Origin of the sequence: Porphyromonas levii DSM 23370 (assembly GCF_000379925.1) — a bacterium.
Classification (GTDB): Bacteria; Bacteroidota; Bacteroidia; order Bacteroidales; family Porphyromonadaceae; genus Porphyromonas_A; species Porphyromonas_A levii.
This window is the reverse complement of sequence record NZ_KB904256.1, coordinates 1-24,484: the sequence shown is the minus strand read 5'-3', so window position 1 is coordinate 24,484 and position 24,484 is coordinate 1. Positions and strand designations below refer to the sequence as shown.

The window sequence follows — 24,484 nt, the reverse complement described above, 5'->3', positions numbered from 1 at the left end:
AAATTAAACAATTGGGTGTCAATGGCATTAGAAACAGCTTCAAAACCTCTAATGTCATTGGCGAACACAATCAATGCAGCTAAAAAGAAATACTCGCATGGTATTATGGACGGCTATCAACCGCCAAAGTGGAGGGCATAAACAATAAGATTAAAGTGATGAAGAGAAATGCTTACGGATATAGAGATGATGAATATTTCAAACTAAGGCTTTTTGCTCTACATGACTGCCGTATCACACGAAATGTCGGATGAACCTTAGTTTTTTGCTGGAAGATTTGCGCTCAATTTGCTCCCTTTTGCCCCCAAATGTAGCCTTTTTTGCCATCTTTCACCCCTCATTTTACCAAAAATCGCCACAAATCTACCCTCCAAAACCGATACTCTCCAAAAGGAAAGAGGTGTAAATGGCTTGTTTACAAGCCTTTACACCTCTCGTGATTGGGATGGGATTCGAACCCATGACCGATAGCTTAGAAGGCTATTGCTCTATCCAGCTGAGCTACCCAACCAATCCATAATTCAAAACTCTCTTTGTCGGGATGACTGGATTCGAACCAGCGACCCCACGCCCCCCAGACGTGTACTCTAAACCGGACTGAGCTACATCCCGAGCTTTTTGTGTATGCAAAGATACTATAAATATCCATACGAACCACATCAAATCTCCTCCAAGTAAAATAAAATTGGAGAAAGGTTTGCTTTCTTCAAAAATATTGGTATCTTTGCACACGGTTAGGGAGATAACTAACGGCTACGTAGCTCAACTGAATAGAGCATCTGACTACGGATCAGAAGGTTACAGGTTTGAATCCTGTCGTGGTCACTATCACATAGTGAGACATATCATACGGCTACGTAGCTCAACTGAATAGAGCATCTGACTACGGATCAGAAGGTTACAGGTTTGAATCCTGTCGTGGTCACTAAGTAAGGCAAACCGTCCCTTGGATAGTTTGCCTTTTATTATGCAGAATAATGAACGATTATGGCTATTAATAGTAATCATACAAGAGAGATATTAAAGCTCGGTGCTCCTATTATGCTCGGGCAGATGGGAGTGATACTGGTTGGGTTTATCGATAATATCATGGTAGGGCAGTATGGAACACAGGAATTGGCTGCAGCCTCTTTTGTGAATGGATTCATCAATATTGCTTTTGTCTTTGCCATGGGCTTTAGCTATGGGCTAACACCGCTTGCTTCTGGTTCTTTTGCTGCTCACAATGGCAAGCTGCGTACATTGCTCAAGAGTAGTACGCTCCTCAACCTCCTTATGGGGCTTCTTATAACCCTAGTGATGTGGGTTTGCCTGGTAAATATTCATTGGTTTAGACAGCCTGAAGAGCTTCTCCCACTTATTAAGCCATACTATACCATACACCTAGTGAGTATTGTCCCTCTGATTATTTTTTATGGATACAAGCAGTTTGTAGATGGTACAGGAAATACCAAGGTAGGTATGATGTCTATTATCATCTCCAATGTAATCAATATCTTATTTAACTATCTATTGATTTTCGGAAAGCTTGGTTTTCCTGAATTTGGTCTTATCGGAGCAGGATTATCTACCTTTATATCTCGTATTGTCATGCTAGTGATATTGATTTACGAGGTACACTGGACTAAGCGCTTCAAGGGGATATTTGAGCAAAATGGGGCAGTGATAGGGCATGTGGAACGGTCTTCGATACAGAAGCTCGGTAAGATAGGAATACCCTCTGCGCTACAGCTCGGTATGGAGACTGCCTCTTTTAGTATTGCTGTAGTTATGGTGGGATGGATTGGGACGATTGAGCTGGCTGCCCACCAGATTGTCAATACTGTGAGTACGCTCGGTTTTTTGATGTTTTACGGGATGTCGGCAGCGGTAATGATAAGGGTAGGTCGCTTTTATGAACTAAAGAACCCCAAGGAGATAAGAGGTGTAGTGCGTGCCGGGCTTAAGATACAGCTTACCATGGCTTTGAGTGTAATGGCGTTTCTGCTCCTATTCCGCAAGGATATTCCTAAGATATTTACGAGTGATTCAGCGGTAGTAGAGTTGGCAGCGCTGGTTATCTTCCCTCTTGTTGCTTACCAATTGTGTGACATGCTGCAAATCCTTTTCTCTAATGCACTTAGAGGGCTTCAGGATGTTAAATTTACAGCTTGGGCGGCTGCCTTTTGCTATCTAGGGCTTACCATTTCCATGGCATACGTCTTTGGATTTGTACTAGACTATGGTATCTTGGGTATTTGGAGCGCCTTTTTTGTTGGCTTTACTACCCTAGCAGGTCTATTGATTTATCGTTACCGTAGGGTACTTCGGCAGTTAGAGGAGAACGTCTAGGGCAAGAGTATAGAAGGAGATAGATTCTGCTCCAGCATCGATTAGCGAACGTCCCGCTTGTACTAGGGTAGCACCAGTAGTCAAAACATCATCGACCACAAGGATACGTTTGCCAGAGATATTAGCGCTATCAGGCACAAAGAAGGCTCCTTGGACATGTGTCCAACGAGCCTCTTTTCCTTTCTTGGTCTGTGTGCCACGTTGTCCCTTGCGGTACAGGACATCCTCCACCACTGGTAATTGGTAAACCTCTGCAAGTCCTTGAGCGATAAAAGCCGATTGATTATAACCACGCTTATGTAGTCGGCTCTTGAGTAGAGGTACTGGGACTATCATTGTGGTGTCTGAAAAGTGCCCGAGCCTTAAGTGTGTAGGGGCAAACATTCGAGCTAATTCGGTGCTTAGGGAGGGAAAACCGCTGTACTTTATTTTGTGGATCAGTGCTTGAGTTATGCTGGATTCCTTAAAGATTAAGTCGGTCTGATACTCAGTAAAGGGTACAAGACCTTTAAGTCGCTCTGAAGCGTCGTAATACAGTTCCATGCCATGATGCTTGGGTAAGGCATCGAAACAGGTAGGGCAAACAAAGCGGTGTCCCTTGTTCAACCGCTCACCACAGCCTATGCAATAAGCTGGGAATAAGAAGTCGATTATTGGCTCAGTAATAGAACTTATCTTCATCTTCATCGCTCCATTCTAGGTCAAGCCCATCAATCACTTCGCCATATATATCCGAGGGGTAACCTCTTCTGTAGGCCGCTTCACTCAGTCGACGGCGAAGATCGTATTCGTTCTTTGCCTTGGCTCTTTGCCTCTCTACTCGTGGGGCAAGGTAATCCCGAAGAGACGAGTACCAATCATCGTATGGGATTCGTTGCAATCCTTGCTCAATCAAGCGGGCTGGTACTCCCCTGTTTCTCAGTTCTTGCCGAATTGCTATTGGTCCTTTTCGGAGTGAATACACCTTGTCTCGAATGTACCGCTCTGCATATCGGTCCTCATCGATAAACTTATCCTTACGTAACTGCTCTATAATCCAGTCGGTTTCGGCAGTGGTTAGTTCTTCGTCAGTCCACTGCTCCAACTTCTCTCGTACCTCCTGCGCCGTCTTTTCATACTTCGCTGTGTACGCTCCCGCTTTTATTAGTAGTCTCTTTAGCTCCTCTTGCTCCATATTTTTACCTTACGATTAGGAACCGAATATTCCCCCTAAAGTCTTTTATGAACTCTACTTCCTTATCGGCAAATAGCTCTCGTAGCTCTGCCACGCATAGTGGATTAATCTCGAAAGCAAATACTTTGGCGTGGTATAGCTCCTTGATTCGGCGGTAAAAGAGGAGCGGGTCTTCATCGGGAACGAATAGAGCCATACTGGGTTCTTGCTCCAATACATGGGGTAATATCTCATTTCGCTCCCGCTCTAGCACATAGGGCGGATTACTGACCACTAGATCGTATGCATCATACATGGGGGTATAGTCGTGAAGGATATCCGCCTCCCTCAAAGTGACCACACCACCCTGATGAGTGATATTCTCCTTTGCCACCTCTAGTGCCATCGGACTTAGTTCCACGGCCTCTACTTTGGCCCCTGCTCTAGCCATAAAGACGGCAATCGCACCACTTCCGGTACAGATGTCGGCGGTCACCGCCCCGGAAAATAAATAGCCGCGCTCGAGAAGCAACTGACACAACTCCTCTGTCTCGGGACGAGGAATCAGTACCCCTGGGCACACTATTAGCTCCATCCCTCCAAAATATGTATGCCCTAGCACATACTGTATAGGTTCACGCCCTAATAACCGAGCCAACCATCCCTTTAAGACATTAATCTTTTGGGTAACTTTGTAGTCACTGACAACCAATAGCGGATAGGGTTTGCCACAAGCCTCCTCGAGCAATTGCCGAGCTATTTGCTCCGCTTCTGCTTCAGGATAATAGGTGAATAGCTCTTGGCTTAACCAACGTTTTGTAGATTGAACATCACTCATAGAGTACAAAGATAGCTGAAATAATGGAAGAGAGACGATATATGGAGCGAGCAATTTATCTTGCTAGCCGTGCCGAAGCGCATCTTATCCAAACCAATCCGAGAGTAGGTGCCGTACTTGTGCATCAAGATCGTATTATCGGCGAGGGTTATCATATGAAGCGTGGCGAAGGACATGCTGAGGTCAATTGTATGGCTAGTGTCCGACCGGTGCATCGTCATTTGATTCCAGATAGCACTATGTATGTCTCCCTAGAACCTTGTGCACATCAAGGACGGACACCCTCTTGTGCCCGTATGCTAGTGGCAGAGAAAGTAAAGCGAGTGGTGGTAGGTACGCTCGATCCATTCCCTGAAGTGTCGGGTAAGGGGTGTGAGATTTTGCGTCAAGGCGGTATAGAGGTGGAAGTGGGTTTGATGCAGGAGGAGTGTCGAGAGCTTGCAAAGGTATTCCTTACGAATCAAGTACAGAAGCGTCCTTATATTACTCTAAAGTGGGCAGAAAGTGCGGATGGCTTTATTGATAGACTACGCAGCCCACAAGAGAACGCTGCTAAAATATCCACCCCATTCATTCAGTTACTAACTCATAAGATGCGGGGAGAGCACTGTGGTATTCTTATTGGTAAAAATACGCTCCTTATGGATAACCCCTCTCTTACAAATCGTCTCTTTCCAGGATTGCCCTCGCCACAAGTTTTTGTGTTAGACCGCTCAAAAGCCACAGCGTCTCTTGTCAGCGACCGAGAGAGGTGGCACTTACTATCCGATACGGATCATCTGCCTAGGCTGATGACGTGGCTACTGGAACAAGGCGTGACCTCGTTGCTCGTCGAAGGAGGGACTCAGGTGCACCAATCCTTTATCCATGCAGGACTGTGGGATATGATACGCCGTGAAGTGAGCCCTATTACTCTTGGTAATGGTGTACCTGCCCCAGTCTTGCCCCACATACTCCTTCCAACCTATTCCGAAGATATTGATGGTCATCTGCTCTATTATTACAATAGATAATCGTGGGGTTATTTTGTAAGGCAGTTCTTTCAGAATATGATAAAGGAGGGTGGTCTTAGCTGTAGTATTTGTAGGGGAATAGTTACCTTTGCGATGATAGAATAATAATAAAGTATAGATAATGAAGAGAAGAGTAGGGTTATTTCTAGCTGTTGTATTGGGGCTTACTATGGTGGCTAGCGCTCAGGAACGCTTGGTAGACTACGTGCAACCTTTTGTGGGGACTACCAACTTTGGTACTACTAATCCAGGGGCAGTATTACCCCACGGGATGATGAGTGTGGTACCTTTTAATGTAATGGGAAGTGAAGAAAATCGCTTTGATAAGGATGCCAGATGGTGGAGTACTCCTTATGATCATACAAATACTTACTTTACTGGCTTTAGTCATGTTAATCTTAGCGGAGTAGGATGCCCAGAGATGGGGTCGCTTCTCCTGATGGCGACCAGCGGTAAGCTAGATGTGGACTATCGTAATTATGGGAGCACTTATACAGATGAGGCTGCGACTCCTGGTTATTACACCAATAGGCTGACCAAGTACAATATCTTCACAGAGGCTACCACTACGCTCCGAACAGGTATTACTCGTTTCACATTTCCAAAGGGAGAGAGTCATATTCTCCTCAATCTTGGTGAAGGGCTGACCAATGAGACTGGTGCGATGTTGCGCAGGGTAAGCGATACGGAGATAGAGGGTACTAAGTTATTGGGGACGTTTTGCTACAATCCTCAGGCAGTATTCCCTATTTACTTCGTGATGCAAGTAAGCAAGGCTCCCAATAGTCAAGGGTACTGGAAGTATCAGCGTCCAATGAAGGGAGTAGAAGCTGAGTGGGATAAGGACAATGGTCAGTATAAGTTGTACACCAAATATACCAAGGAGCTCGCTGGTGATGATGTGGGCGCCTTCTTTACGTATGATACAGAGGAGGGCGAACAGATAGAGGTGCGTATGGGAGTCTCTTTTGTGAGTATTGAGAATGCTCGTGAAAACCTCCAACGAGAGACTGAGGGACAGAGCTTCGCCGATATTCGTAAGCGGGCTGAGGAGATTTGGGAAGCCGACTTAGCTAGAATACAAGTAGAGGGTGGTACACTAGAGCAGAAGCAGATATTCTATACTGCACTGTACCATACACTCATTCACCCTAATATTTTGCAGGATGTGAATGGAGCATATCCTCAGATGGAGGGGGGGAAGATTCTGAATAGTGGGGTGCACAATAGGTATACCGTATTCTCTTTGTGGGATACGTATAGGAATGTGCACCAATTCCTCTCACTCGTATATCCCGAACGGCAGATGGATATGGTACGGACTATGGTGGCTATGTATGAAGAGCATGGATGGCTGCCTAAGTGGGAGCTTTATGGGCGGGAGACATTGACCATGGAGGGGGATCCTGCTATTCCTGTGATCGTGGATAGCTACTTCAAGGGACTACGAGACTTTGATGTCCATAAAGCTTATGAGGCAATGTATAAGTCGGCGACTACTGTAGGGAAGGATAATCTCCTTCGTCCCGATAATGACGATTATCTTGCGCTGGGCTATGTGCCACTTAGGGAGAAGTACGATAATTCTGTATCTCATGCTTTAGAGTACTATGTGGCGGACAATGCTCTTGCTCTCTTTGCTGATGCATTAGGAAAGAAGTCCGATGCAAAGCGATTTAGGGCTCAGAGCTTGGGGTATAAGAATTATTACAGCAAGGAGTACGGGACATTGAGACCTAAGCTGCCCAATGGAACGTTTCTAGCTCCCTTTAATCCTAAGCAGGGAGAGAACTTCGAACCCAATCCGGGCTTCCACGAGGGTAGTGCTTATAACTATAGTTTCTTTGTTCCCCATGATATTGCTGGGCTTACTAAGTTGATGGGCGGTAAGCAGAAGTTTATCAATGCGCTGCAATCAATATTTGATAAGGGACACTATGACCCTACCAATGAGCCTAATATTGCCTATCCCTATCTATTTAGTTACTTCCGAGGTGAGGAATGGCGGACACAGAAGATGGTGACTGAGCTTCTGAGCAAACACTTCTCTACCCAGCCCGATGGTATTCCTGGCAATGACGATACAGGTACTATGAGTTGCTGGGCACTGATGAGTATGATAGGACTATATCCAGATGTGCCTGGGGTGCCGGAGTACACGCTAACAGCTCCTACATTCGATAGGGTTGTGATTAAACTCAATCCTAAGTATCACGGTAGAGACCAGCTGGTAATAGAAGGGAAACCTATTGGAGATAATCAATACATTAAGGAGATTATCCTTGGAGGGAAGAAGCTGAATAGCCATCGTGTAACGCACGAGCAACTGATGAAGGCAGGACATATTCAATATAAGTACTAATAGTGTATGGCTTTAGAGCGTGACTTAGCTCAGAGGTTCCTCTATCAGGAGGGCGGAAAACTACGTCCAGTAGTGCGTATCGCATCTGTTGGTATTGCGCTAGGAGTATCGTTGATTCTCCTTTCGCTCTTTGTTGTCCAAGGATTTAAGCAAGAGGTGGAGCAAAAGATCAATAGATTCGTAGGCACCATTCGTATCTCTAATCCTGATAATAACTACAACCAGTATTCTATACCTTTGACTGTTACTCCTGAGGCGAGGTCGGAGATAGAGTCAAAAAGCCAGAGTTTATTTCCAGAAGCAAGGGTAACCGGATTTATAGACCAGATGGCTCTCGTGAAGACAGATTCTACTTTTAGAGCCGTGATTATGCATGGTATAGACGAAGGGTATGATAAAGCGTTCTTTGAACAATATTTAGTGGAGGGGCGTCTGCCCAACCTAGCGGTATCTAGAGAGTTATTACTCTCTCAAAAGATAGCAAACTTCCTCGGAGTAGGAGTGGGTGATACATTTCTCGCTTACTATGTGGAGGGCGAACGGGTAAAGACTAGAAAGTATAGTATTGTAGGGCTGATTAATACTGGATTTGATAGCTATGATGAGTATATTGCCCTAACGAGTATAAAGGAGCTCCAAGGTATCAATGGCTGGTCAAAGGAGCAGGTAGGGGGACTTACAGTGACTCTTGATAGTCGAAAGAATGCCTCCAAACTTTATGAAGTGCTTTTCGGTGTGCTGGCCGATAGAAATAGTAAGTACGGTGAGCGCTATGCAATGTTTACGGTAGAGGAGCATAATTATAATTATTTTAGCTGGCTCGATCTCCTAGATGCCAATGTACTTCTAATACTCGGGTTAATGATTGTGGTGGCTGCGATTACTATCATTACTGGAGTCGTTGTGCTGATATTAGAAAAGGTACGGGCTATAGCTACACTTAAGGCACTTGGTCAGCGTAATAGCTCTATCCGAAAGGTATTTAGACTGATGGCGGGAAATATCTTGCTGCGAGGTATTGTGATAGGTAATGTAATTGCTCTTGTAATTGGGGGCGTGCAGTACTACTTTAGGTTGATTCCACTAGATTCCAGCCAATATTATATGAATCATGTGCCGATTATCATTGATTGGCTAACGTTGCTCATCACTAATATACTGGTATTCCTAGTGGTGTTCTTAGTAGTGCTGGTACCTACGGCTATTATCAGTGGTGTGAGTCCGTCCAAGACTTTGAGATTTGAGTAAAATAAAAGAGAGGAACGACCGATTGGTCGTTCCTCTCTTCTCATTTAGAATGGATATCCTATCGCAAGGTGGAAAGCGAGTGGTATCCGCTTGTCGAAAGTATTGATATATTTACCCCCACTTCTCGTAGGATTGTGTAGCCCGAGACCAACATCTAGACGGAGCACTAGAAACTCTAGGTCGTAACGAACTCCAAGCCCTGTACCTAATGCAATATCATTGAGTAAGTACTTCCCCGATAATTCGCCACCAGGTCTATTACTATCGGGTCGTATCAACCATACGTTGCCTGCGTCGATAAAGGTCGCTAATTCCAGAGCCCCAACTGCTCGGTATCGGAGCTCTAGGTTGGCTTCAAAACGAATGTCTCCAGTACGATCCATAAAACTAAGTGGATCCTCTACAAGAGGGGTGTAACCACCAGGTCCTAGGGCGCGCACATTGAAACCACGGATGCTATTGGCACCTCCGGAGTAGAACTGCTCAGTGTAGGGCGCAACATCCATATTGCCATAGCTACAAACTGCTCCAGCGTAAGCACGACTTGCAAACTGTAGTCGGGTATTGAAACGATAGTTGTAGCGGAGCTCTAGTGTCCCCTTTACAAACTGAGCAAATGGTGCTCCAAGTACTTGGTGAGGCTCTCCATTAGTTTGCTTAGCTCCCTTGTAAAATAGAGAGAGGAGATTGCCAGCCTCTGCCACGTATGCTTGAAGGCTGAAACCATGCTTGGATATCGGGTTTTGTAGCTCCCAACCGAATAGATAGTTGGCTTGTGGTATGAACTGGTTACGGAAGGAAAGCCCAAGAATTGGGTTATTGACTATTGCCTCCTCGAATTTCTCCGTCTTGGAGATTAGGTGATTATAACTGATGCTGAGAGGTGTAATAGTATGCCTAATAGATGGACTAGGCTGTAGGTGGTAAGAGATATCCCCTCCAAATTGAGCCTGTTTATAGAAGCGACCTCTATTGAGGAAGGTTCCATTCAGGGATATTTTCGTAGAGGAAGGGTAGGTAGGCAGGTTGCGCCCGAGTATAGGGAAGAGAATCCTTGGGAACGTAAGCGCAGTGGTCAGTCCTAGCTCATAGCTATTGATATCCCAGTTACTACCTTGGGTAGTACGCTTGGTCTCCCATTCGTAGCTCCCTCGGGCAGTGACTGTAAGTAGTTCTCCAGCTCTGAACACATTCTTCCTATTGACCGAGAAGTTGAGTCCTGGTCCTACCTGATTGTTACTCTTGAATCTGAACACTCCTTCTAGCTCTGTAGTATAGGGTCTATCGAGCTGAGAATTGATGACCACATTGAGTCTATTGGTAATGCTGTCTCTCCGACTATCGGGGGAAAAGGAGACATCTGTGTAAGCAAAAGTGTTTAGCTCCGCCATCGAACGAAGGGTGTTCAGCTGCGCTTCCTGACTGTAAAGGGAGTCTATAGCAATACGAATCCTAGGTCGGAGCACAGAAAGGCGGACAGGAGACTTCTTATTATAACGATAGAGTACACCCTCTAGCATCAGACTATCTGTGAGCGGGCTATTAACGCCATCGCGGATATTGTAAGTAATACTACCGATGCGCCAAGGCTTATATGCTTCGGGCAGCATCTTATCGGATAGCCTTACCCTCAGTTGTACTTTATTAGGGACCTGAACGGTATCTGCTTCGTATACTATGTGATTGGGTTGGAAGTAGTAGTACCCTTTGGAGCGTAGCTGATCACTGATACGGGTTCGTTCGTTCTCGAGGGGTAGTACACCGAAGGGCTGACCTTTTTTGAGTAAAGACACCTTGGGCGAATAGAGCTCCTCAAGATTCTCCAAAGGGATATTGGATAGATTATAGTTGATGCTATCTAATAGGTGTGGCTCACCCATAAATACCGTATAAATGGTTTTAGCACTTATGGAATCCTTACTTACCTCTACCTCGGGTGTTACTCTACTTCTAAAGTAGCCGTACTCTCTCAGCACTTGCTCCGCAACTGAGGCTCTAAGCGTAGGGTTTACTTCAGAGATTAGTATTGGCTCCTGAGCAAAAGTCTTATACAACCAACGACCAAAGAAGTTATTGGACTTGGCGTAGTGCTTATTGATATAGAAGGGGTAGGTAAAGGGTAGTCGCAGAGAGGCCGAGCCAAACAAACTGTTATTGGGTTTGTAGTTGAGTATCTCTGCCATGTCTTTACGGGCAAGACGGTTATTGACTGTCCCTTCATCACCTTTGTCTTCGAAGGCAATCTTTTTGACACCTGTGTAGTACAGTTCTCCCTCGGGAATATATTGTGCTACAGAGCAGCTCCCCAGAAGCAATAACAAAGCCAGTGTAGGGAGTACTATCTGATTATTCTTTCTCATCTTTCTCATCTTCATCATTCTTTAGGATGGCCTCCTGTTGTTGCCTTGGCTTTATCTGCCAAATAGCTCTTGGGGTGGTGAGGTCGGAGCCAAGAGGCTTAGAGAACTTGAATAGCTCTCCTAGCTTATTGAGCTTGCGGCGAATCACATAACCCATACCGGTCTCTATTACCTCTCCATCTAGGATATTCTCATAATTCTTATTATGGAAGAGGCGGAGGTAGTGCGTGCCTGCTTGATCTAGCTGATAGTCTAGTGACATATTATCGATAAAGGACTGACGAATACCAGCTGCTGCCGCACCCGTTACCATCCTACCGCCCATCTGTATGCTGATACGATTATTCATAAATCGTTTCGTGATGCTATAGGAGTAGTTGGTTCCTTGTCCGTAGGCGTTGGTGCCATCCGTCACACCTAGATTGATTTCAGCGTCTAGGGCTTCTCCCGCAAGTGAATTGAGCTGGCTTGCCAGCACAGAAGCAAGTGTACTATTGACATCAAAGCCTCTTGTGTTAGCGACGCCACCGCTACCAAAGTAGTGCCCTGTCGTAAGTAGCATAATGGACTGCCTTGTCTGCTCCTCCTGGCTGAGACCAGATAGGGTGTTGCGCATGGTGAGGTCTTGAGGTGCTTCTGTCTTAAAACGCAATTTAAGATTGTCTAGACCATTCTCCGCTATTACGCTTACTTGGAAGTCAACTTGTCGTGCCGGTTCGCCTGGTAAGGTCACGTTACTCCTTACCATAGAGGTCGCTTGGATATCTATATCAGGTTCCATAAGTATACCATTCCATGCCACCTTACTACCAGGACGTATTGTGAACTTCCTAGAAATAGGTGGGAAGCTGAGGAGGATATCACCCTCTTGGATATTATAAGTACCATTAAAGGTCATTGCACCATAAGGAGGCATAGAGAGTGTAAAGTCGCCACCACCCTTTATGGATGCTCTATTTGAAGCGATGATGGTCTTCACCTGTGCTGCTGGGTCAATGTGTATTGCCAAGCGGATGTCCATACCGCCAAGGGATAGACTATCTACAACGCTCTTTTTCTTGGCAAAAAGAGTATCGGCGAAGTCGGTAAACTCTACTAGGTTCTGATACCCGTTTCGAACCTGTAACTCCCCATCTTGGGATTGGTAGGTAACATCAGTATCTCCCTTGAGAGACACATTTCCTGTCAGGGTAAAGGCACTCAATGGTCCACGGAGCCAAAGATTGGCATCCGAATTGACCCGACCAAAGAGCATCGTCTCCCTAGTCTGCTGGGAGTTGAGCAATAGCACGTCATTACCTGTGATACGGAGGTCAATTGGCATTTGATTGCCCAAAGAGAGGCTGCCATCCATTGTCAGTTTACCATTGCTAGCAATAAGGTCAAACTTATCCATGACCACATTATCCTCCACTACCAATATTGGCTTGCTATCCATTCGGTAGGTCTCATTGGCAAATGGCATATAGAGCTTGGCTTCCTTGAGCATTAGCTGACCATTGAGCTTACCTGTAGGAGCGCTCTTTATATCTTGGTTTGTATCGTAGTTCCTAAGTTCGCCAAATAGCAGTCCGCTCAGCTCCGCATACTTCTCTGGGAGGAATGGATTGGCTTTATCCAGTGGTAGATCCTTTATCTTCAGGTCGAAGCGAGATGCTTCCTTATCCTTCGGCGCAAATCCATTAGCTATCGCCACCTCCTGGTTGTTGAGTAGGACATTGGCAACCAATGCACGCCCTAGATTGTCATCCTCTGCCGTAGCCTTTGCCTGTAGTGTACCGATAGGCTTTTGGTTGAAGAAGAAGTCTTTTACTTGCGCATCCGCAATATATTCGCTTCTCTTATCTGGCAGTTGTAGCCAGTCTGCTGTCAGATTGAGCGACCCAGATAGGTTTGGGATAAACTCAATACCATCTAGCTGGGAGAGGAGTAGGTCGGTGACATTGGCTCGTAAGAGATGTCCCCGATTATCGGGTACATCGTTGACGGTAATCTTCGCTCCTCTGTCGGTCGAAAGCATTACATTGGCTTTAATCTTGCTCCTATCCGAAGCTGGAAGGGTTACGTAGTCGTCCTCAAGTACATTAAACTTATTATACGCCAATACAATTGGGTCTGGTGTGAAGCCAAAGGTCAGATCTCCATTGGACTGATTGAATAGCTCCATACCCAATTGGATAAACTCCCTTTGTTTGGCATCCTCCCAATTGAGATAAGCCTCACTGCGTTTGACATTGGAGGAGAGTGATAATATGATATCAAAAGCTTTCTGATTGCGGAACTGCTCTTTGTGCACCGTTGCCATAGCCGTAAAGAAAGCAGAGTCTTGCTGTAGCACAAGGTCGATATTATCCACCCTAAAGGTATCCACCTGTAGGTAGGTAATTACACCTAATCCCGACATGCCTTCTCCCTGTACCGTCTTTAAGTCTATATTGGTAGATATTGCTCCCAATCTATGTTCATCTAGGTAAGCGCGCAGCAAGTTTTGTCTACCCATCTCGAGACTAACTTCCATATTGGGATAGTACTCTATCCAAGGTGCCATATTCATCTGCCCTATCGAGTCGGCAATAGACTTCTGAACCTCCTGTATTACCTTGGAGATACGATTCGTGAAGTCATTGAGTCCATTCTGAGCTTCAAACCTTAGCGATAGGTCTCCCGACGATACCTTCGCACTCATCTGAGTATTCGATGTGTGTGCTGTGATATAGGTGTTCTCTTGGGGTTTGATAATACCCTTATCGGTGGTGAGAATGAAGTTTTCTATTTCTCCTTCAAAGTTGTGATTCTCCTTTAGGTCACTGAGGATATTGCTTCTCAGCTCCATCTTACCTGCCTGCAGGATAGGAATATTCACCCCTAGCATTGATGGCACCACCGTATCCACCAATATATTGATACTACCGGCAACGCTATCTCTCCTTAGGAATACGTCTGTTTGGGCAGTCATCTTGAGCGCTTCATTGTCACTATTTAGCGCAGCGAAGAACTGATTGTTTCTTAATTGTGAGAGCAGCATCACATTCCTTAGGCTATGCTGTTTGTAGCTTACGGAGTCTACATTCAGATAGAGGATAGCGTGAGTGCGGGGACTAAATATGTCGGTGCCACGTCCTTCCAAATTGATGGTTGCTGAAGCTGCACCAATAGTGTCCGTTGGTAGAAAACTCTGGAGGTCTAGTTCGTTGATTCTTAGATCTGCCTGGTATTCCTTGGTGTCTGGTCTGTAGAAAGCATTACCGATAATACTTCCTCCATAGTTGGTATTGAGTAGCTGAATATCTGTACGTACTTCCCGAGCCGAATAGGAAGCTGAGCCTTTTACCTCTAGTCCTCCAGGGATATCCCATGTAGGGACAGAGCCAGGTTTTCCTTTGTTGAGGAAATGTACGATTACTGGCTTGAGCTGCTCTCCCGCAAGGATATTGTAGGTGGTGGTGAGCTTTCGGCGAGAAGAAAGGGCGTCATTGGCTGTACCCTTTAGACTGAGGTCTATAACATTATCTCTCTTGAGTGATACCGCATACTTCATATCGGACTCCATGATACCAGCGGCATCGATATCTACCTCATACGCTTCTTCGGGAAGCCCCTCAAGACCTCCTAAGAACCTCTTGACTTCCTCTAGCTTGAGTGTGCCAAATAGATGAAAATCGGCGCGTCCAATACTGTCTGGAATCCAACCGTCAAATGGCAAATCAGCATAACCCTTTACCCGAGTCTCATCTATGCGCAAGTCTAGATCTTCTACCCTGAGTCGTGTACTATCTTTTTCTGCGACAAATGAAGCATCACCAACGACTACACCATCACCTACGCTGTAGTATAGGCTGCGGATATCGCCACTCGTATCATAGGCTCCGCCGTACCTTACTTTTCGACCATCCACCTTGCCTACCCACGGCATAGGGAGTCGCTCCATCTCATCTCCGAGGGAAGTGACTCCTGCTTCCATAGTAATACGATCAGCTTGGTAGTAACTATCTCGGAGATTAACCTCTCCATTTGTAATGTCTCCCTTGGAGATATAAGCCGCTATCTGCATAGTATCGGGATAGAGCCATAAGTCGGCAGATAGGTTGCGTACCTCTGCATTATTGAAGGTGATAACCATCTGAGTGCTGTCAGGACTATCTGGCTTAGGTATCGTATCGAGTAGGATATCTATCCTTACATCAGCATCATGGAGTAGTAGCGCATCACCATCCATACTGAGTGTCTTGAGGTCTACATCTAGCCTATTGAGACTCAGTGTCCCGATTTTTCCCGTAATGTGGATAGAGTCATTGCTGAGGGGGAGGTCTACACTCGCTTTTTGTAATAACACCTTGGAAATAGGCAGGCTGCCGCCACGGAGTAGCGGTAAAATACTAATATCTGCTGTGAGCAAATCTACCTCTCCTACTAGATCTCCAGTCTCAGCACTAGTTGCAAGAACCTTCTCTAGTTTTAGCTTTACGGGAAATCCTACTCGAATATTTCCAATCTCGAGGTTGAAGCCCGTGGCTTTGGATACTTCGCTCCGAGTAGATGAGACAATCCAATTCTGTACTGCTGGGATGTACAGCAATGCCGTTAGTAATAATAGGACTGCTATTGTTCCGAGTATCGTTCCACCAATCCACTTCAAAAGCTTTATCCACCATGGACTTTGCTTTTGAGGTGTTTGCTCCTCATTATGCTCCTCTCCTTCGGGGAGACTAGAGGTGTTATCTGGCGATTGTTGAATCACTTCCTCCTCTTTCTCTTTCATTTCTTGTAGTTCTGCTCAAATGTCCTTGCAAACTTAATTATATTTCGGCAAATCTTTGGGTTCTACCGACTAAATCAGTGTGTTTTATTCTTTTTGTAAGCCGTGAAAAGAAATATAGTCTCTTGCAAGTAGATAATGATGGAAGCTTAAGTTTACTCTTGTTCGGTACAGTTTCCTCGTTCTGTTCTCTATAACCTAATTACGACTACTGGGTAGATCTCTTACAGTCCCTCGCGGGAGGGACTGGAGTTCTTCTGTGGAGAGACTGGAGTCCCTCCCCAGAGAGACTCTCGCCGCTATAGTATATCGGAGTGCGCTACTCTACCTATTAGTATTTACACCTGATGCTAGAGAAAAATCCGAGTCCATAGATTAATACTTTCTAATAGAGTACTATCTCTTAGTAGTAAATATTAAAGAAGGTTTATTCCTAGGAAGCTCGGAGAACCGCTCTTGGATACGTGTGTGGTAGTCTAGTGGTTTTTTTGTATCTTTGGCTATTGATTTATTTGGTGTAGTATGCCAGTTTGGCGTAGGTCTGCACGTGAAAAAAATGTGTATATATTAGAGTAGAATGCAAGAGGAGTTGAAGCAGGGGGGGAAGATCATTGAGGTCAATCTCGAAGAGCAGATGAAATCGGCTTACATAGACTATGCGATGTCTGTGATCGTTAGCCGTGCTTTGCCTGATGTCCGTGATGGGTTTAAGCCAGTCCATAGACGCATATTATATGGCATGAATGAATTGGGCAATACGCCCGATAAGGCCTATAAGAAGTGCGCACGTACCGTGGGAGACGTAATGGGTAAGTATCATCCTCATGGTGATAGCTCTATATATATGGCTCTAGTGCGCTTGGCTCAGGAGTGGTCTATGCGTTATACACTTGTAGATCCTCATGGTAACTTTGGGTCGGTAGATGGTGATGGGCCTGCAGCGATGCGTTACACCGAAAGTAGACTCGCCCCATTGGCTATGGAAATGCTCGCTGATATCAATAAGGAGACTGTAGATATGGTGCCTAACTATGACGATTCTACTACCGAACCGTCGGTGCTACCTACTCGTATCCCCAACCTTTTGGTGAATGGTGCCTCTGGTATTGCGGTAGGTATGGCAACTAACATGGCTCCGCACAATCTCACAGAGGTAATGCAGGGCGCTCTCGCTTATATCGAGAAACGGGGCGATATTACCATTGATGAACTGATGGAGTACATCAAGGCTCCAGACTTCCCTACAGGGGGAACTATCTATGGATACCAAGGGGTGAAAGATGCTTTCCATACTGGTAGAGGTAGGATTGTGATTCGAGGTAAGGCAGAGATTGAGGTGGTGGGTCAGCATGAGCAGATTATTATCACTGAGATTCCATATAATGTAATCAAGAAGGATCTAGTTAAGAGTATTGCTGATCTTGCAACGTCTAAGAAGATAGAAGGCATCGCCAATGTGCAGGATGAGTCGAGTGGCAAGATAGGAATGCGTATCGTTGTTGACGTTAAGCGCGATGCCAATGCTGGTGTGGTACTCAATAAATTATATAAGTACACCACGCTGCAAAGCTCTTTTAGTGTTAATAATATTGCCCTCGTGGATGGCCGTCCTAAGCTTCTCAACCTCAAGGATCTTATTGGTGAATTTGTTAAGCACCGCCACGAAGTGGTTACAAGACGTACCATCTTTGATCTTCGCAAGGCAGAGGAGCGGCTTCATATCCTTGAAGGTCGTATTATCGCTGCCGATAATATCGACGAGGTGGTAGCTATCATAAAGGCTTCTCAGAGGCAGACCGAAGCAATTGAGAAATTAATGGCTCGCTTCAGCCTCTCTCAGATACAGGCTCGTTCTATAGTAGAAATGCGCCTAGGACAGCTCACTGGCATGGAGCTGGATAAGCTACGCGCTGAGTATGATGAGGTAACTCAGAAGGTTGCATACTATAAGGAGATACTTGCTGATGAGAACATCTTATATGTCGTTATCAGTGACGAGATACAGGAGATTATCGATAAGTATGGCGATGATCGCAAGTGTGATATCATATACGCTACTGCCGATATGAACCCTGAGGACTTCTATTCGGATGATGATATGGTGATCACTATTTCACACTTCGGATATATTAAGCGTACTCCACTCGTAGACTTCCGCGCTCAGAGCCGTGGTGGGGTGGGAGCTAAGGGCTCTGATACTCGAGAGGAGGACTTTGTGGAGTATATCTACTCTGCATCTATGCATGCTACACTGATGTTCTTTACTGACCAAGGTCGCTGCTATTGGCTTAGGGTATTTGAGATACCTGAGGGGGCAAAGAATGCAAAGGGTAGGGCTATTCAGAACCTACTCAATCTCGAGCCCAATAGTAGTATCACTGCGGTGCTGAGGGTAAAGAACCTTACAACAGATGAGGACTTCGTCAATTCTCACTACCTCACCTTCTTCACAAAGGAAGGATTGGTACGTAAGTCTAGGCTTAAGGACTTCTCTCGCCCACGTCAGTCAGGCATCATTGCTATTAAGCTCCGTGATGAAGATAAGGTAGTAAGTGTAATGCTCTCCAATGGTAAGTGCGACTTCGTAATCGGTAGTAAGCATGGTAGGGCAGTTCGTTTCAGCGAGAGTGTGCTAAGACCTCTCGGTCGAAGCTCAATGGGTGTGAGGGGTATGCGCCTTGCTGATAGCCTTGATGAGGTTGTGGGGGCAGTGAGTATCAAACACCCTGAGGAGGAAACGATACTCGTAATTTCAGAGAATGGTTATGGGAAACGCTCCTACCTGGAGGATTACCCTCTTCGTAACCGAGGTGGTAAGGGTGTAATCACTCTGAAGGTGACAGAAAAGACCGGGGAGCTTGTCTCTATCCATAGCGTGACAGATGAGCATGATATTATGATCATCAATAAGAGCGGGGTGACGATCCGCACAAGCATGAAGAACATAGCCATAATAGGTAGAAATACTCAAGGGGTGAAGCTTATCAACCTCTCTAAGCGTGGCGATGAGATTGCTAGTACCTGTCGTGTGCTATCGGAGGAGGAACCGGAGGAGGAAGACCTTTCAGAGGGCGTCTTTGTCGAAGACGGCATTGAGGAGGTCGATGGAGTAGATGTGGATGTGAACGAGGAGGACGACGAGGATAAGGATTAAACCAGTGTCGTATTCCCTTGTCACAATAGTGTGATACAAGAGAAGTAGAATGGAATAATTAATTGTATATATTAGAAAAGACATGAAGACTAAGTTTTTCTTAAGTATCCTATGCGCTCTAATGATTGTACCTGCCTTTGCACAGGAAAAGGTAGTGAAGGAGATTGAGCGCTCAGTGAAGAGAGATGGTGCTAACCTAGAGGAGGCACGTACACTAATCAAAGCAACTCTTACTAACCCTGAGACTGAGAACTCTGCATACGCTTGGTATGTAGCTGGTCTAGTGGAGGAGAAGGCTGTAGAGCGCGGTTTCGTAAAGCAGCAGATGGGTCAGGAGGTGACTGAAGCAGAGTTTTATGCTCCTGTTTTGAATATGATTAACTTCTACCAGAAGGCAGCTGAACTTGATCAGATGCCTAATGAAAAGGGTAAGGTAAAGCCTAAGTACACTAAGAACATCCAGAAGGCTATTGAGAACTACTATGGCTTTCTTATCGATGGCGGTAATGCTCACATGCAGGCACAAGAGTTTACAGAGGCTAATAAGTATCTCTCTAAGTTTGTTGAAGTAAAGAAGATGCCTCTTTTCGAGGGTACTAACGTTGCAGCACAGGACTCAACTGGCATGCAGGTAGCATTCTTCTCAGCTTATACGGCTTCTATGATAAAGGATAACCAAGAGGCTGCTATCAAGGAGCTCCAAGCTATTAAGGAGGTGCCTTACGAGCAGAACCTTGTTTATCAGCTCCTCGCTAGCCAATATATTACTAGCGGTGATACGCTTAGCTTTGAGAATACTGTAGAGGAGGGTCTTAAGCTGTTCCCTAACGATCAGTGGTTGATGGCAAATTATGTAGATCGCCTACTAAAGAAGGGTGAGTCTGAGAAGGCTGTTAGCACGCTAGAGGAGGCTATCAAGAAGGAGCCTACCAATGTAAACCTTTTGGCTATTGCAGGTAATGTGTATATCACTAATCTCAACGATTATCAGAAAGCAGAGAAGCTATTCCTTAATGCGCTTGAAATGGATCCTGATAACGTAGATGTTAACTTCGGTCTTACTCAGGTATACTTCAACCAAGCGCTTGTGATGATGGACGAGGCTAATAATACAATGGACAACAAGAAGTATGAGGAGATAAAGGCACAGGCAGCTGAGCTGTATAAGAAGGCTCTCCCATACCTTGAGAAGGTTCACAAGATTCAGCCAGACAACGAACAGATTACCCAAGCACTCAAGAATACCTACTACAACCTAGGTATGGAGGATAAGGTAGCTGAGCTTGATAAAGCTGCACAATAATATATAGGACTATAAGTCCTTCTCTTACAGAGGGTGTACCGAAATGTGTTTTGCAGAGCAAAACCATCGGTACACCCTCTATTTTGCTGCATTAAAATAATTATAGAGATATGTAGCTAATCATAATAATTTCGCTACATTTGTGCAGTAGCTTAGTGCTACCGTGAGTGAAGCTGAATGTATCATAGCGTCTGATGGACGCTCTAAAACGTATACGAATATGGCAAAGAAGAATTACGTACTTGATACGAATGTAGTCCTACACGACTTTAAATGTATTGAAAATTTTCAGGACAATAATGTCTATATACCTATTACTGTACTTGAGGAAGTAGATAAGTTCAAGAAGGGTTATGAGCAAATCAACTTCAATGCTCGTGCCTTTACTCGTATCCTAGATGATAAGATAGCCAAAGCCGAGGGCACTCGATCCAAGTCTCGAAAGGGTATTAAGATAGATGAGAATGGGGTGCAGATTAATGCAGACGGAGGTAAGGTTTTTATCCTTACTAATGGACAGCACAACAAGAAGGTGAGCGATATATTCAGACAGGATCTTAATGATCATTGCATCCTATCTGCTGCCCTAACTCTTTCAGAGAGCTCTGAGCTCCCTACCATTCTCGTAACAAAGGATGTCAACCTCCGTATTAAGGCAATTTCGCTAGGGCTACAAGCAGAGGATTATACCACCGATCAGGTAGACGTGGATGATGTATTTGCTCAGAATTATAGCGAGGTGCAGGTCGATGACCCAGGGATAGTAGATAGTCTGTATGTGTCCAAAGGCGCAGGAGTGGCTATAGAAGAGCTCTCATTGCCATTTACTCCGCAGCCCAATCAGACGTTTGTCATCAAAAGTCCACAGAGTACTGCTCTAGTGCGTGTGGATAATGAGGCAGAGAAAGCAAGAAGTATTGAGAAGCGAACCTACATGGGTATTACGCCAAGGAATGCCGAACAGACGATGGCGCTAGACCTACTCTCCGACCCATCACTCTCACTAGTAGGGATCACAGGTACGGCAGGTACAGGTAAGACTCTCCTTGCTCTTGCTGCGGCTCTTGACATGGCGGATAACTACCAACAGATAATATTGGCTCGTCCTATCGTATCGCTTGCGAATAAGGACATAGGCTTTTTGCCAGGAGATTACAAGCAGAAGATTATGCCTTATATGCAACCACTATTTGATAACCTCAACGTTATCAAGAGTCAGTTCAACGAAGGCTCTCCTCAGCTCGCCAAGATAGAAGGAATGCTCACGAGTGAGAAGCTTGTGATAGAAGCGCTAGCGTATATCCGTGGTAGAAGCCTCACCAACGTAATTTGTATTATCGACGAGGCACAGAACCTCACCCCACAAGAGATCAAGACCGTAATTACCAGAGCGGGAGAGAACACCCGCATGATATTTACTGGCGATGTTCACCAAATAGATAGCCCATATCTCGATACCCGAAGTAATGGACTTGCTTACATGATTGAGCGGATGCGTGGAGAGGAATTCTTTGGACATGTCAATCTAATTCAGGGTGAGCGCTCTCACCTTAGTGACGTAGCAGCACGTAAATTGTAAGAAAGGGAATACTAAATATATATCACACAATTGCGAAATGAAAAAGAAATCAATTAAGTTCAGTCTCATTTATCGAGACATGTTCCAGAGCTCTGGTAAATACCAGCCAAGGGTAGATCAGTTGGAGCGTGTAGCTCCCGCCATCGTTGAGATGGGGTGCTTCGCACGTGTAGAGACCAATGGCGGAGCATTTGAGCAGGTTCAGCTACTCTATGGAGAGAACCCCAACAAAGCTGTTAGAGCATTCACAAAGGTCTTTCATGAGGCAGGTATCCAGACCCACATGCTAGACCGTGGTCTCAATGCCCTACGTATGTATCCAGTGCCTGCCGATGTCCGTAGGCTGATGTATAAGGTCAAGAAAGCACAGGGTACCGATATCACTCGCATTTTCTGCGGTCTCAATGATGTGCGCAATATCATCCCCTCTATCCATTATGCTAAGGAGGCAGGAATGATTCCTCAGGCAGCGCTTTGTATCACTCACTCACCTATACATACCGCTGAATACTACACCAACATCGCTTTCCAACTCATAGATGCTGGTGCACCTGAGATTTGTCTCAAGGATATGGCTGGAATCGGCCGTCCGACCGTACTTGGTAAGATTGTAAAGGCTATTAAGGAGCGCAACCCCGAGGTAATTGTTCAGTACCACGGTCACTCTGGTCCAGGTTTCTCCCCTGCCTCCATGCTAGAAGTTGCTCGCGCTGGGGTCGATATCCTCGATGTAGCAGTAGAGCCTTTAGCTTGGGGTAAAATCCATCCTGATGTAATTACCATCCAGCAGATGCTCAAGGCAGACGGCTTTGATGTTCCAGAGATCAATATGAACGCATACATGAAGGTACGTAGCCTTACACAGGAATTCCTCGACGACTTCCTCGGTTACTTTACCAACTTCGGTAACCTTCAGAGCTCTTCTCTCCTAGTTGGTTGTGGTCTGCCTGGTGGTATGATGGGTTCTATGATGGCAGATCTCAAGGGAATCCACTCAGCTATCAATATGTACCACAAGCAGAATGGCGAACCAGAAATATCAGTAGACGATCTCATGGTAAAGCTATTTAACGAGGTAGAATATGTGTGGCCAAAGCTCGGTTACCCACCACTCGTAACCCCATTCAGTCAGTATGTCAAGAACGTCGCTCTTATGAATGTATTTAATATGGAGAGAGGCGAAGGTCGTTGGCAAGCTATTGATAAGAATACTTGGGGTATGATTACAGGTAAGTCTGGTAAGCTACCAGGCGAACTTGCTCCAGAGATTGTTGCCCTTGCTAAGGAGCAGGGCGAGGAGTTTACTGATGCTAACCCACAGGATAATTATCCTGACGAGCTTGATAAGTTCCGCAAGATGATGGACGAAGAGGGCTGGGACTACGGCGAGGATGATGAGGAGCTCTTCGAGTTCGCTATGCATGAGCAGCAGTACCGTGACCTCAAGAGTGGTGTGGCAAAGCAGCGCTTCGAAGCAGATCTTGCAAAACTCAAGGCAGAGGCTCAGGCAAAGAAGGGCGTAACACCTGATGAGATCAAAGCTCTTCAACGTGCTAATTATATCCCAGTAACTGCCCCAGTCAGTGGACAGATATTCTGGGAGGTCGACTTTGAGGATCGCTCAGCAACTCCTTCAGTTGGCACATCATACCGTGCAGGTAGCAAGATGTGTTTTATCCAGACCAACGTATTATATACGGTCGATGTCCTTGCTGGCGTGTCAGGTCGTATCCGTGAGATCGTTGCGGAACAAGGCGCCAACGTGCGTAAGGGTGATGTGATTGCCTACATGGATGAGTGTACCGACTTTCTTCCAGGAGAGGAAGTAAAGAAAGAGGGTGTAACTCGTATCGAAAAGACCCCTTATGTAGGAAAAGCAACTAAGTAATTTACTTAGGTATTATAAGTACTAGCAAGATGGGGGTGTGTCAAAACTAATGTTTTGATGCACCCTCTTTCTTGCTCCTATTAATGGCGAAAGCCCCAACTTTCACAAGTCAGGGCTTTGTCATGTCATAAAGATTTGGTATCTTTATGTATATCAAATAATTATATATGATAAAGATACCATTTCGCCCATACATTCACAAAAGGTCAATGCTCTTTCCTCAGAGACTTGACGAGGATATTTGTGAAAATGACCCTGTTAGAGTTGTGAATGCTATCATTGATGGCATAAATACAGATAATATCTATGGTCTGTACAGCAAGCTAGGTCGATACCCCTACCATCCCAAGATGATGCTCAAGGTGATTATTTAGGTTCATCCGACATTTCGTGTGATACGGCAGTCATGTAGAGCAAAAAGCCTTAGTTTGAAATATTCATCATCTCTATATCCGTAAGCATTTCTCTTCATCACTTTAATCTTATTGTTTATTCCCTC

At 45.3% G+C, this 24,484-nt stretch carries 15 protein-coding genes, 4 tRNA genes and 1 pseudogene; 12 read left to right on the top strand and 8 right to left on the bottom strand.

The window, feature by feature from the left end:
• The first annotated feature begins 89 nt into the window (after positions 1-89).
• Positions 90-254: a transposase gene (locus tag A3GG_RS13400; RefSeq protein WP_156808693.1), complete on the top strand. Its 165-nt coding sequence runs from the start codon at positions 90-92 to the stop codon at positions 252-254.
• A gap of 183 nt (positions 255-437) precedes the next feature.
• Here A3GG_RS13400 and A3GG_RS0106160 read toward each other — a convergent pair.
• A tRNA-Arg gene (locus tag A3GG_RS0106160) sits at positions 438-511 on the bottom strand.
• Between the two features lie 25 nt (positions 512-536).
• Positions 537-612, bottom strand: a tRNA-Pro gene (locus tag A3GG_RS0106155).
• A 139-nt stretch (positions 613-751) separates the two neighbouring features.
• Between A3GG_RS0106155 and A3GG_RS0106150 the strand changes: the two genes are divergently transcribed.
• The 3 genes from A3GG_RS0106150 to A3GG_RS0106140 all read left to right on the top strand — a co-directional run bounded on the left by A3GG_RS0106150 (position 752) and on the right by A3GG_RS0106140 (position 2,331).
• Positions 752-825: transfer RNA gene (locus tag A3GG_RS0106150), tRNA-Arg, on the top strand.
• A gap of 26 nt (positions 826-851) precedes the next feature.
• A tRNA-Arg gene (locus A3GG_RS0106145) sits at positions 852-925 on the top strand.
• A 62-nt stretch (positions 926-987) separates the two neighbouring features.
• Positions 988-2,331, top strand: coding sequence for an MATE family efflux transporter (locus A3GG_RS0106140; RefSeq protein WP_018358442.1), 1,344 nt, complete (start codon positions 988-990; stop codon positions 2,329-2,331).
• Here A3GG_RS0106140 and A3GG_RS0106135 read toward each other — a convergent pair.
• From A3GG_RS0106135 to A3GG_RS12000, 3 genes are read right to left on the bottom strand one after another with little or no spacing between them, the layout of a single operon-like run.
• Positions 2,314-3,018 carry a ComF family protein gene (locus tag A3GG_RS0106135; protein WP_018358441.1) on the bottom strand — a complete coding sequence of 235 codons (705 nt, stop codon included), beginning with the start codon at positions 3,016-3,018 and terminating at the stop codon, positions 2,314-2,316. The two genes, A3GG_RS0106140 and A3GG_RS0106135, sit on opposite strands and share 18 nt — an antisense overlap.
• Positions 2,990-3,505, bottom strand: a complete 516-nt coding sequence (locus A3GG_RS0106130; protein ID WP_018358440.1) for a regulatory protein RecX — start codon at positions 3,503-3,505, stop codon at positions 2,990-2,992. Before A3GG_RS0106130 ends, A3GG_RS0106135 begins: the two co-directional genes overlap by 29 nt.
• Positions 3,506-3,509: 4 nt before the next feature.
• A complete protein-coding gene (locus A3GG_RS12000; RefSeq protein WP_018358439.1) occupies positions 3,510-4,322 on the bottom strand; it encodes a N5-glutamine methyltransferase family protein in 813 nt (270 codons plus the stop codon).
• 23 nt (positions 4,323-4,345) lie between these two features.
• On the opposite strand from A3GG_RS12000, the gene ribD reads away from it, so the two are divergent.
• From ribD to A3GG_RS0106110, 3 genes are all read left to right on the top strand, one after another.
• Positions 4,346-5,335, top strand: coding sequence for a bifunctional diaminohydroxyphosphoribosylaminopyrimidine deaminase/5-amino-6-(5-phosphoribosylamino)uracil reductase RibD (gene ribD, locus A3GG_RS0106120; protein WP_018358438.1), 990 nt, complete (start codon positions 4,346-4,348; stop codon positions 5,333-5,335).
• Positions 5,336-5,456: 121 nt separating this feature from the next.
• A complete protein-coding gene (locus A3GG_RS0106115; protein ID WP_018358437.1) occupies positions 5,457-7,697 on the top strand; it encodes a GH92 family glycosyl hydrolase in 2,241 nt (746 codons plus the stop codon).
• A gap of 6 nt (positions 7,698-7,703) precedes the next feature.
• Complete coding sequence (locus tag A3GG_RS0106110) at positions 7,704-8,945, top strand: ABC transporter permease (protein WP_018358436.1); 1,242 nt, start codon at positions 7,704-7,706, stop codon at positions 8,943-8,945.
• Positions 8,946-8,989: 44 nt separating this feature from the next.
• Here A3GG_RS0106110 and tamL read toward each other — a convergent pair whose 3' ends face one another.
• Together tamL and A3GG_RS0106100 are read right to left on the bottom strand one after the other, a co-directional pair.
• On the bottom strand, positions 8,990-11,314 hold the full coding sequence (gene tamL, locus A3GG_RS0106105; RefSeq protein ID WP_248637660.1) for a translocation and assembly module lipoprotein TamL: 2,325 nt from the start codon (positions 11,312-11,314) through the stop codon (positions 8,990-8,992).
• Positions 11,292-16,064 carry a translocation/assembly module TamB domain-containing protein gene (locus tag A3GG_RS0106100; RefSeq protein ID WP_018358434.1) on the bottom strand — a complete coding sequence of 1,591 codons (4,773 nt, stop codon included), beginning with the start codon at positions 16,062-16,064 and terminating at the stop codon, positions 11,292-11,294. The genes tamL and A3GG_RS0106100 overlap by 23 nt, the downstream gene beginning before the upstream one ends.
• A 574-nt stretch (positions 16,065-16,638) precedes the next feature.
• On the opposite strand from A3GG_RS0106100, the gene gyrA reads away from it, so the two are divergent.
• From gyrA to A3GG_RS13395, 5 genes and pseudogenes are all read left to right on the top strand, one after another.
• On the top strand, positions 16,639-19,215 hold the full coding sequence (gene gyrA, locus A3GG_RS0106095; RefSeq protein WP_018358433.1) for a DNA gyrase subunit A: 2,577 nt from the start codon (positions 16,639-16,641) through the stop codon (positions 19,213-19,215).
• A gap of 82 nt (positions 19,216-19,297) precedes the next feature.
• A complete protein-coding gene (locus A3GG_RS0106090) occupies positions 19,298-20,518 on the top strand; it encodes a tetratricopeptide repeat protein (protein ID WP_018358432.1) in 1,221 nt (406 codons plus the stop codon).
• A gap of 220 nt (positions 20,519-20,738) precedes the next feature.
• Positions 20,739-22,097 (top strand): PhoH family protein, encoded by a 1,359-nt coding sequence (locus A3GG_RS0106085; protein ID WP_018358431.1) that lies wholly within the window; start codon positions 20,739-20,741, stop codon positions 22,095-22,097.
• 37 nt (positions 22,098-22,134) lie between these two features.
• A complete protein-coding gene (locus tag A3GG_RS0106080; RefSeq protein ID WP_026215674.1) occupies positions 22,135-23,985 on the top strand; it encodes an oxaloacetate decarboxylase in 1,851 nt (616 codons plus the stop codon).
• 167 nt (positions 23,986-24,152) lie between these two features.
• Positions 24,153-24,356: pseudogene (locus tag A3GG_RS13395) on the top strand (transposase); the annotation flags it as partial.
• 5 nt (positions 24,357-24,361) lie between these two features.
• Here A3GG_RS13395 and A3GG_RS11995 read toward each other — a convergent pair.
• The coding region (locus A3GG_RS11995) for a transposase (RefSeq protein ID WP_018358428.1) at positions 24,362-24,484 on the bottom strand (123 nt) is incomplete at its 5' end.

Bases quoted from the DNA above. Each gene is read 5' to 3' on its own strand.
- A3GG_RS0106140 (WP_018358442.1), top strand. From the start codon at position 988: ATGGCTATTAATAGTAATCATACAAGAGAGATATTAAAGCTCGGTGCT.
- A3GG_RS0106135 (WP_018358441.1), bottom strand. From the start codon at position 3,018: ATGAAGATGAAGATAAGTTCTATTACTGAGCCAATAATCGACTTCTTA.
- A3GG_RS0106130 (WP_018358440.1), bottom strand. From the start codon at position 3,505: ATGGAGCAAGAGGAGCTAAAGAGACTACTAATAAAAGCGGGAGCGTAC.
- A3GG_RS12000 (WP_018358439.1), bottom strand. From the start codon at position 4,322: ATGAGTGATGTTCAATCTACAAAACGTTGGTTAAGCCAAGAGCTATTC.
- ribD (WP_018358438.1), top strand. From the start codon at position 4,346: ATGGAAGAGAGACGATATATGGAGCGAGCAATTTATCTTGCTAGCCGT.
- A3GG_RS0106115 (WP_018358437.1), top strand. From the start codon at position 5,457: ATGAAGAGAAGAGTAGGGTTATTTCTAGCTGTTGTATTGGGGCTTACT.
- A3GG_RS0106110 (WP_018358436.1), top strand. From the start codon at position 7,704: ATGGCTTTAGAGCGTGACTTAGCTCAGAGGTTCCTCTATCAGGAGGGC.
- tamL (WP_248637660.1), bottom strand. From the start codon at position 11,314: ATGAGAAAGATGAGAAAGAATAATCAGATAGTACTCCCTACACTGGCT.
- A3GG_RS0106100 (WP_018358434.1), bottom strand. From the start codon at position 16,064: ATGAAAGAGAAAGAGGAGGAAGTGATTCAACAATCGCCAGATAACACC.
- gyrA (WP_018358433.1), top strand. From the start codon at position 16,639: ATGCAAGAGGAGTTGAAGCAGGGGGGGAAGATCATTGAGGTCAATCTC.
- A3GG_RS0106090 (WP_018358432.1), top strand. From the start codon at position 19,298: ATGAAGACTAAGTTTTTCTTAAGTATCCTATGCGCTCTAATGATTGTA.
- A3GG_RS0106085 (WP_018358431.1), top strand. From the start codon at position 20,739: ATGGCAAAGAAGAATTACGTACTTGATACGAATGTAGTCCTACACGAC.
- A3GG_RS0106080 (WP_026215674.1), top strand. From the start codon at position 22,135: ATGAAAAAGAAATCAATTAAGTTCAGTCTCATTTATCGAGACATGTTC.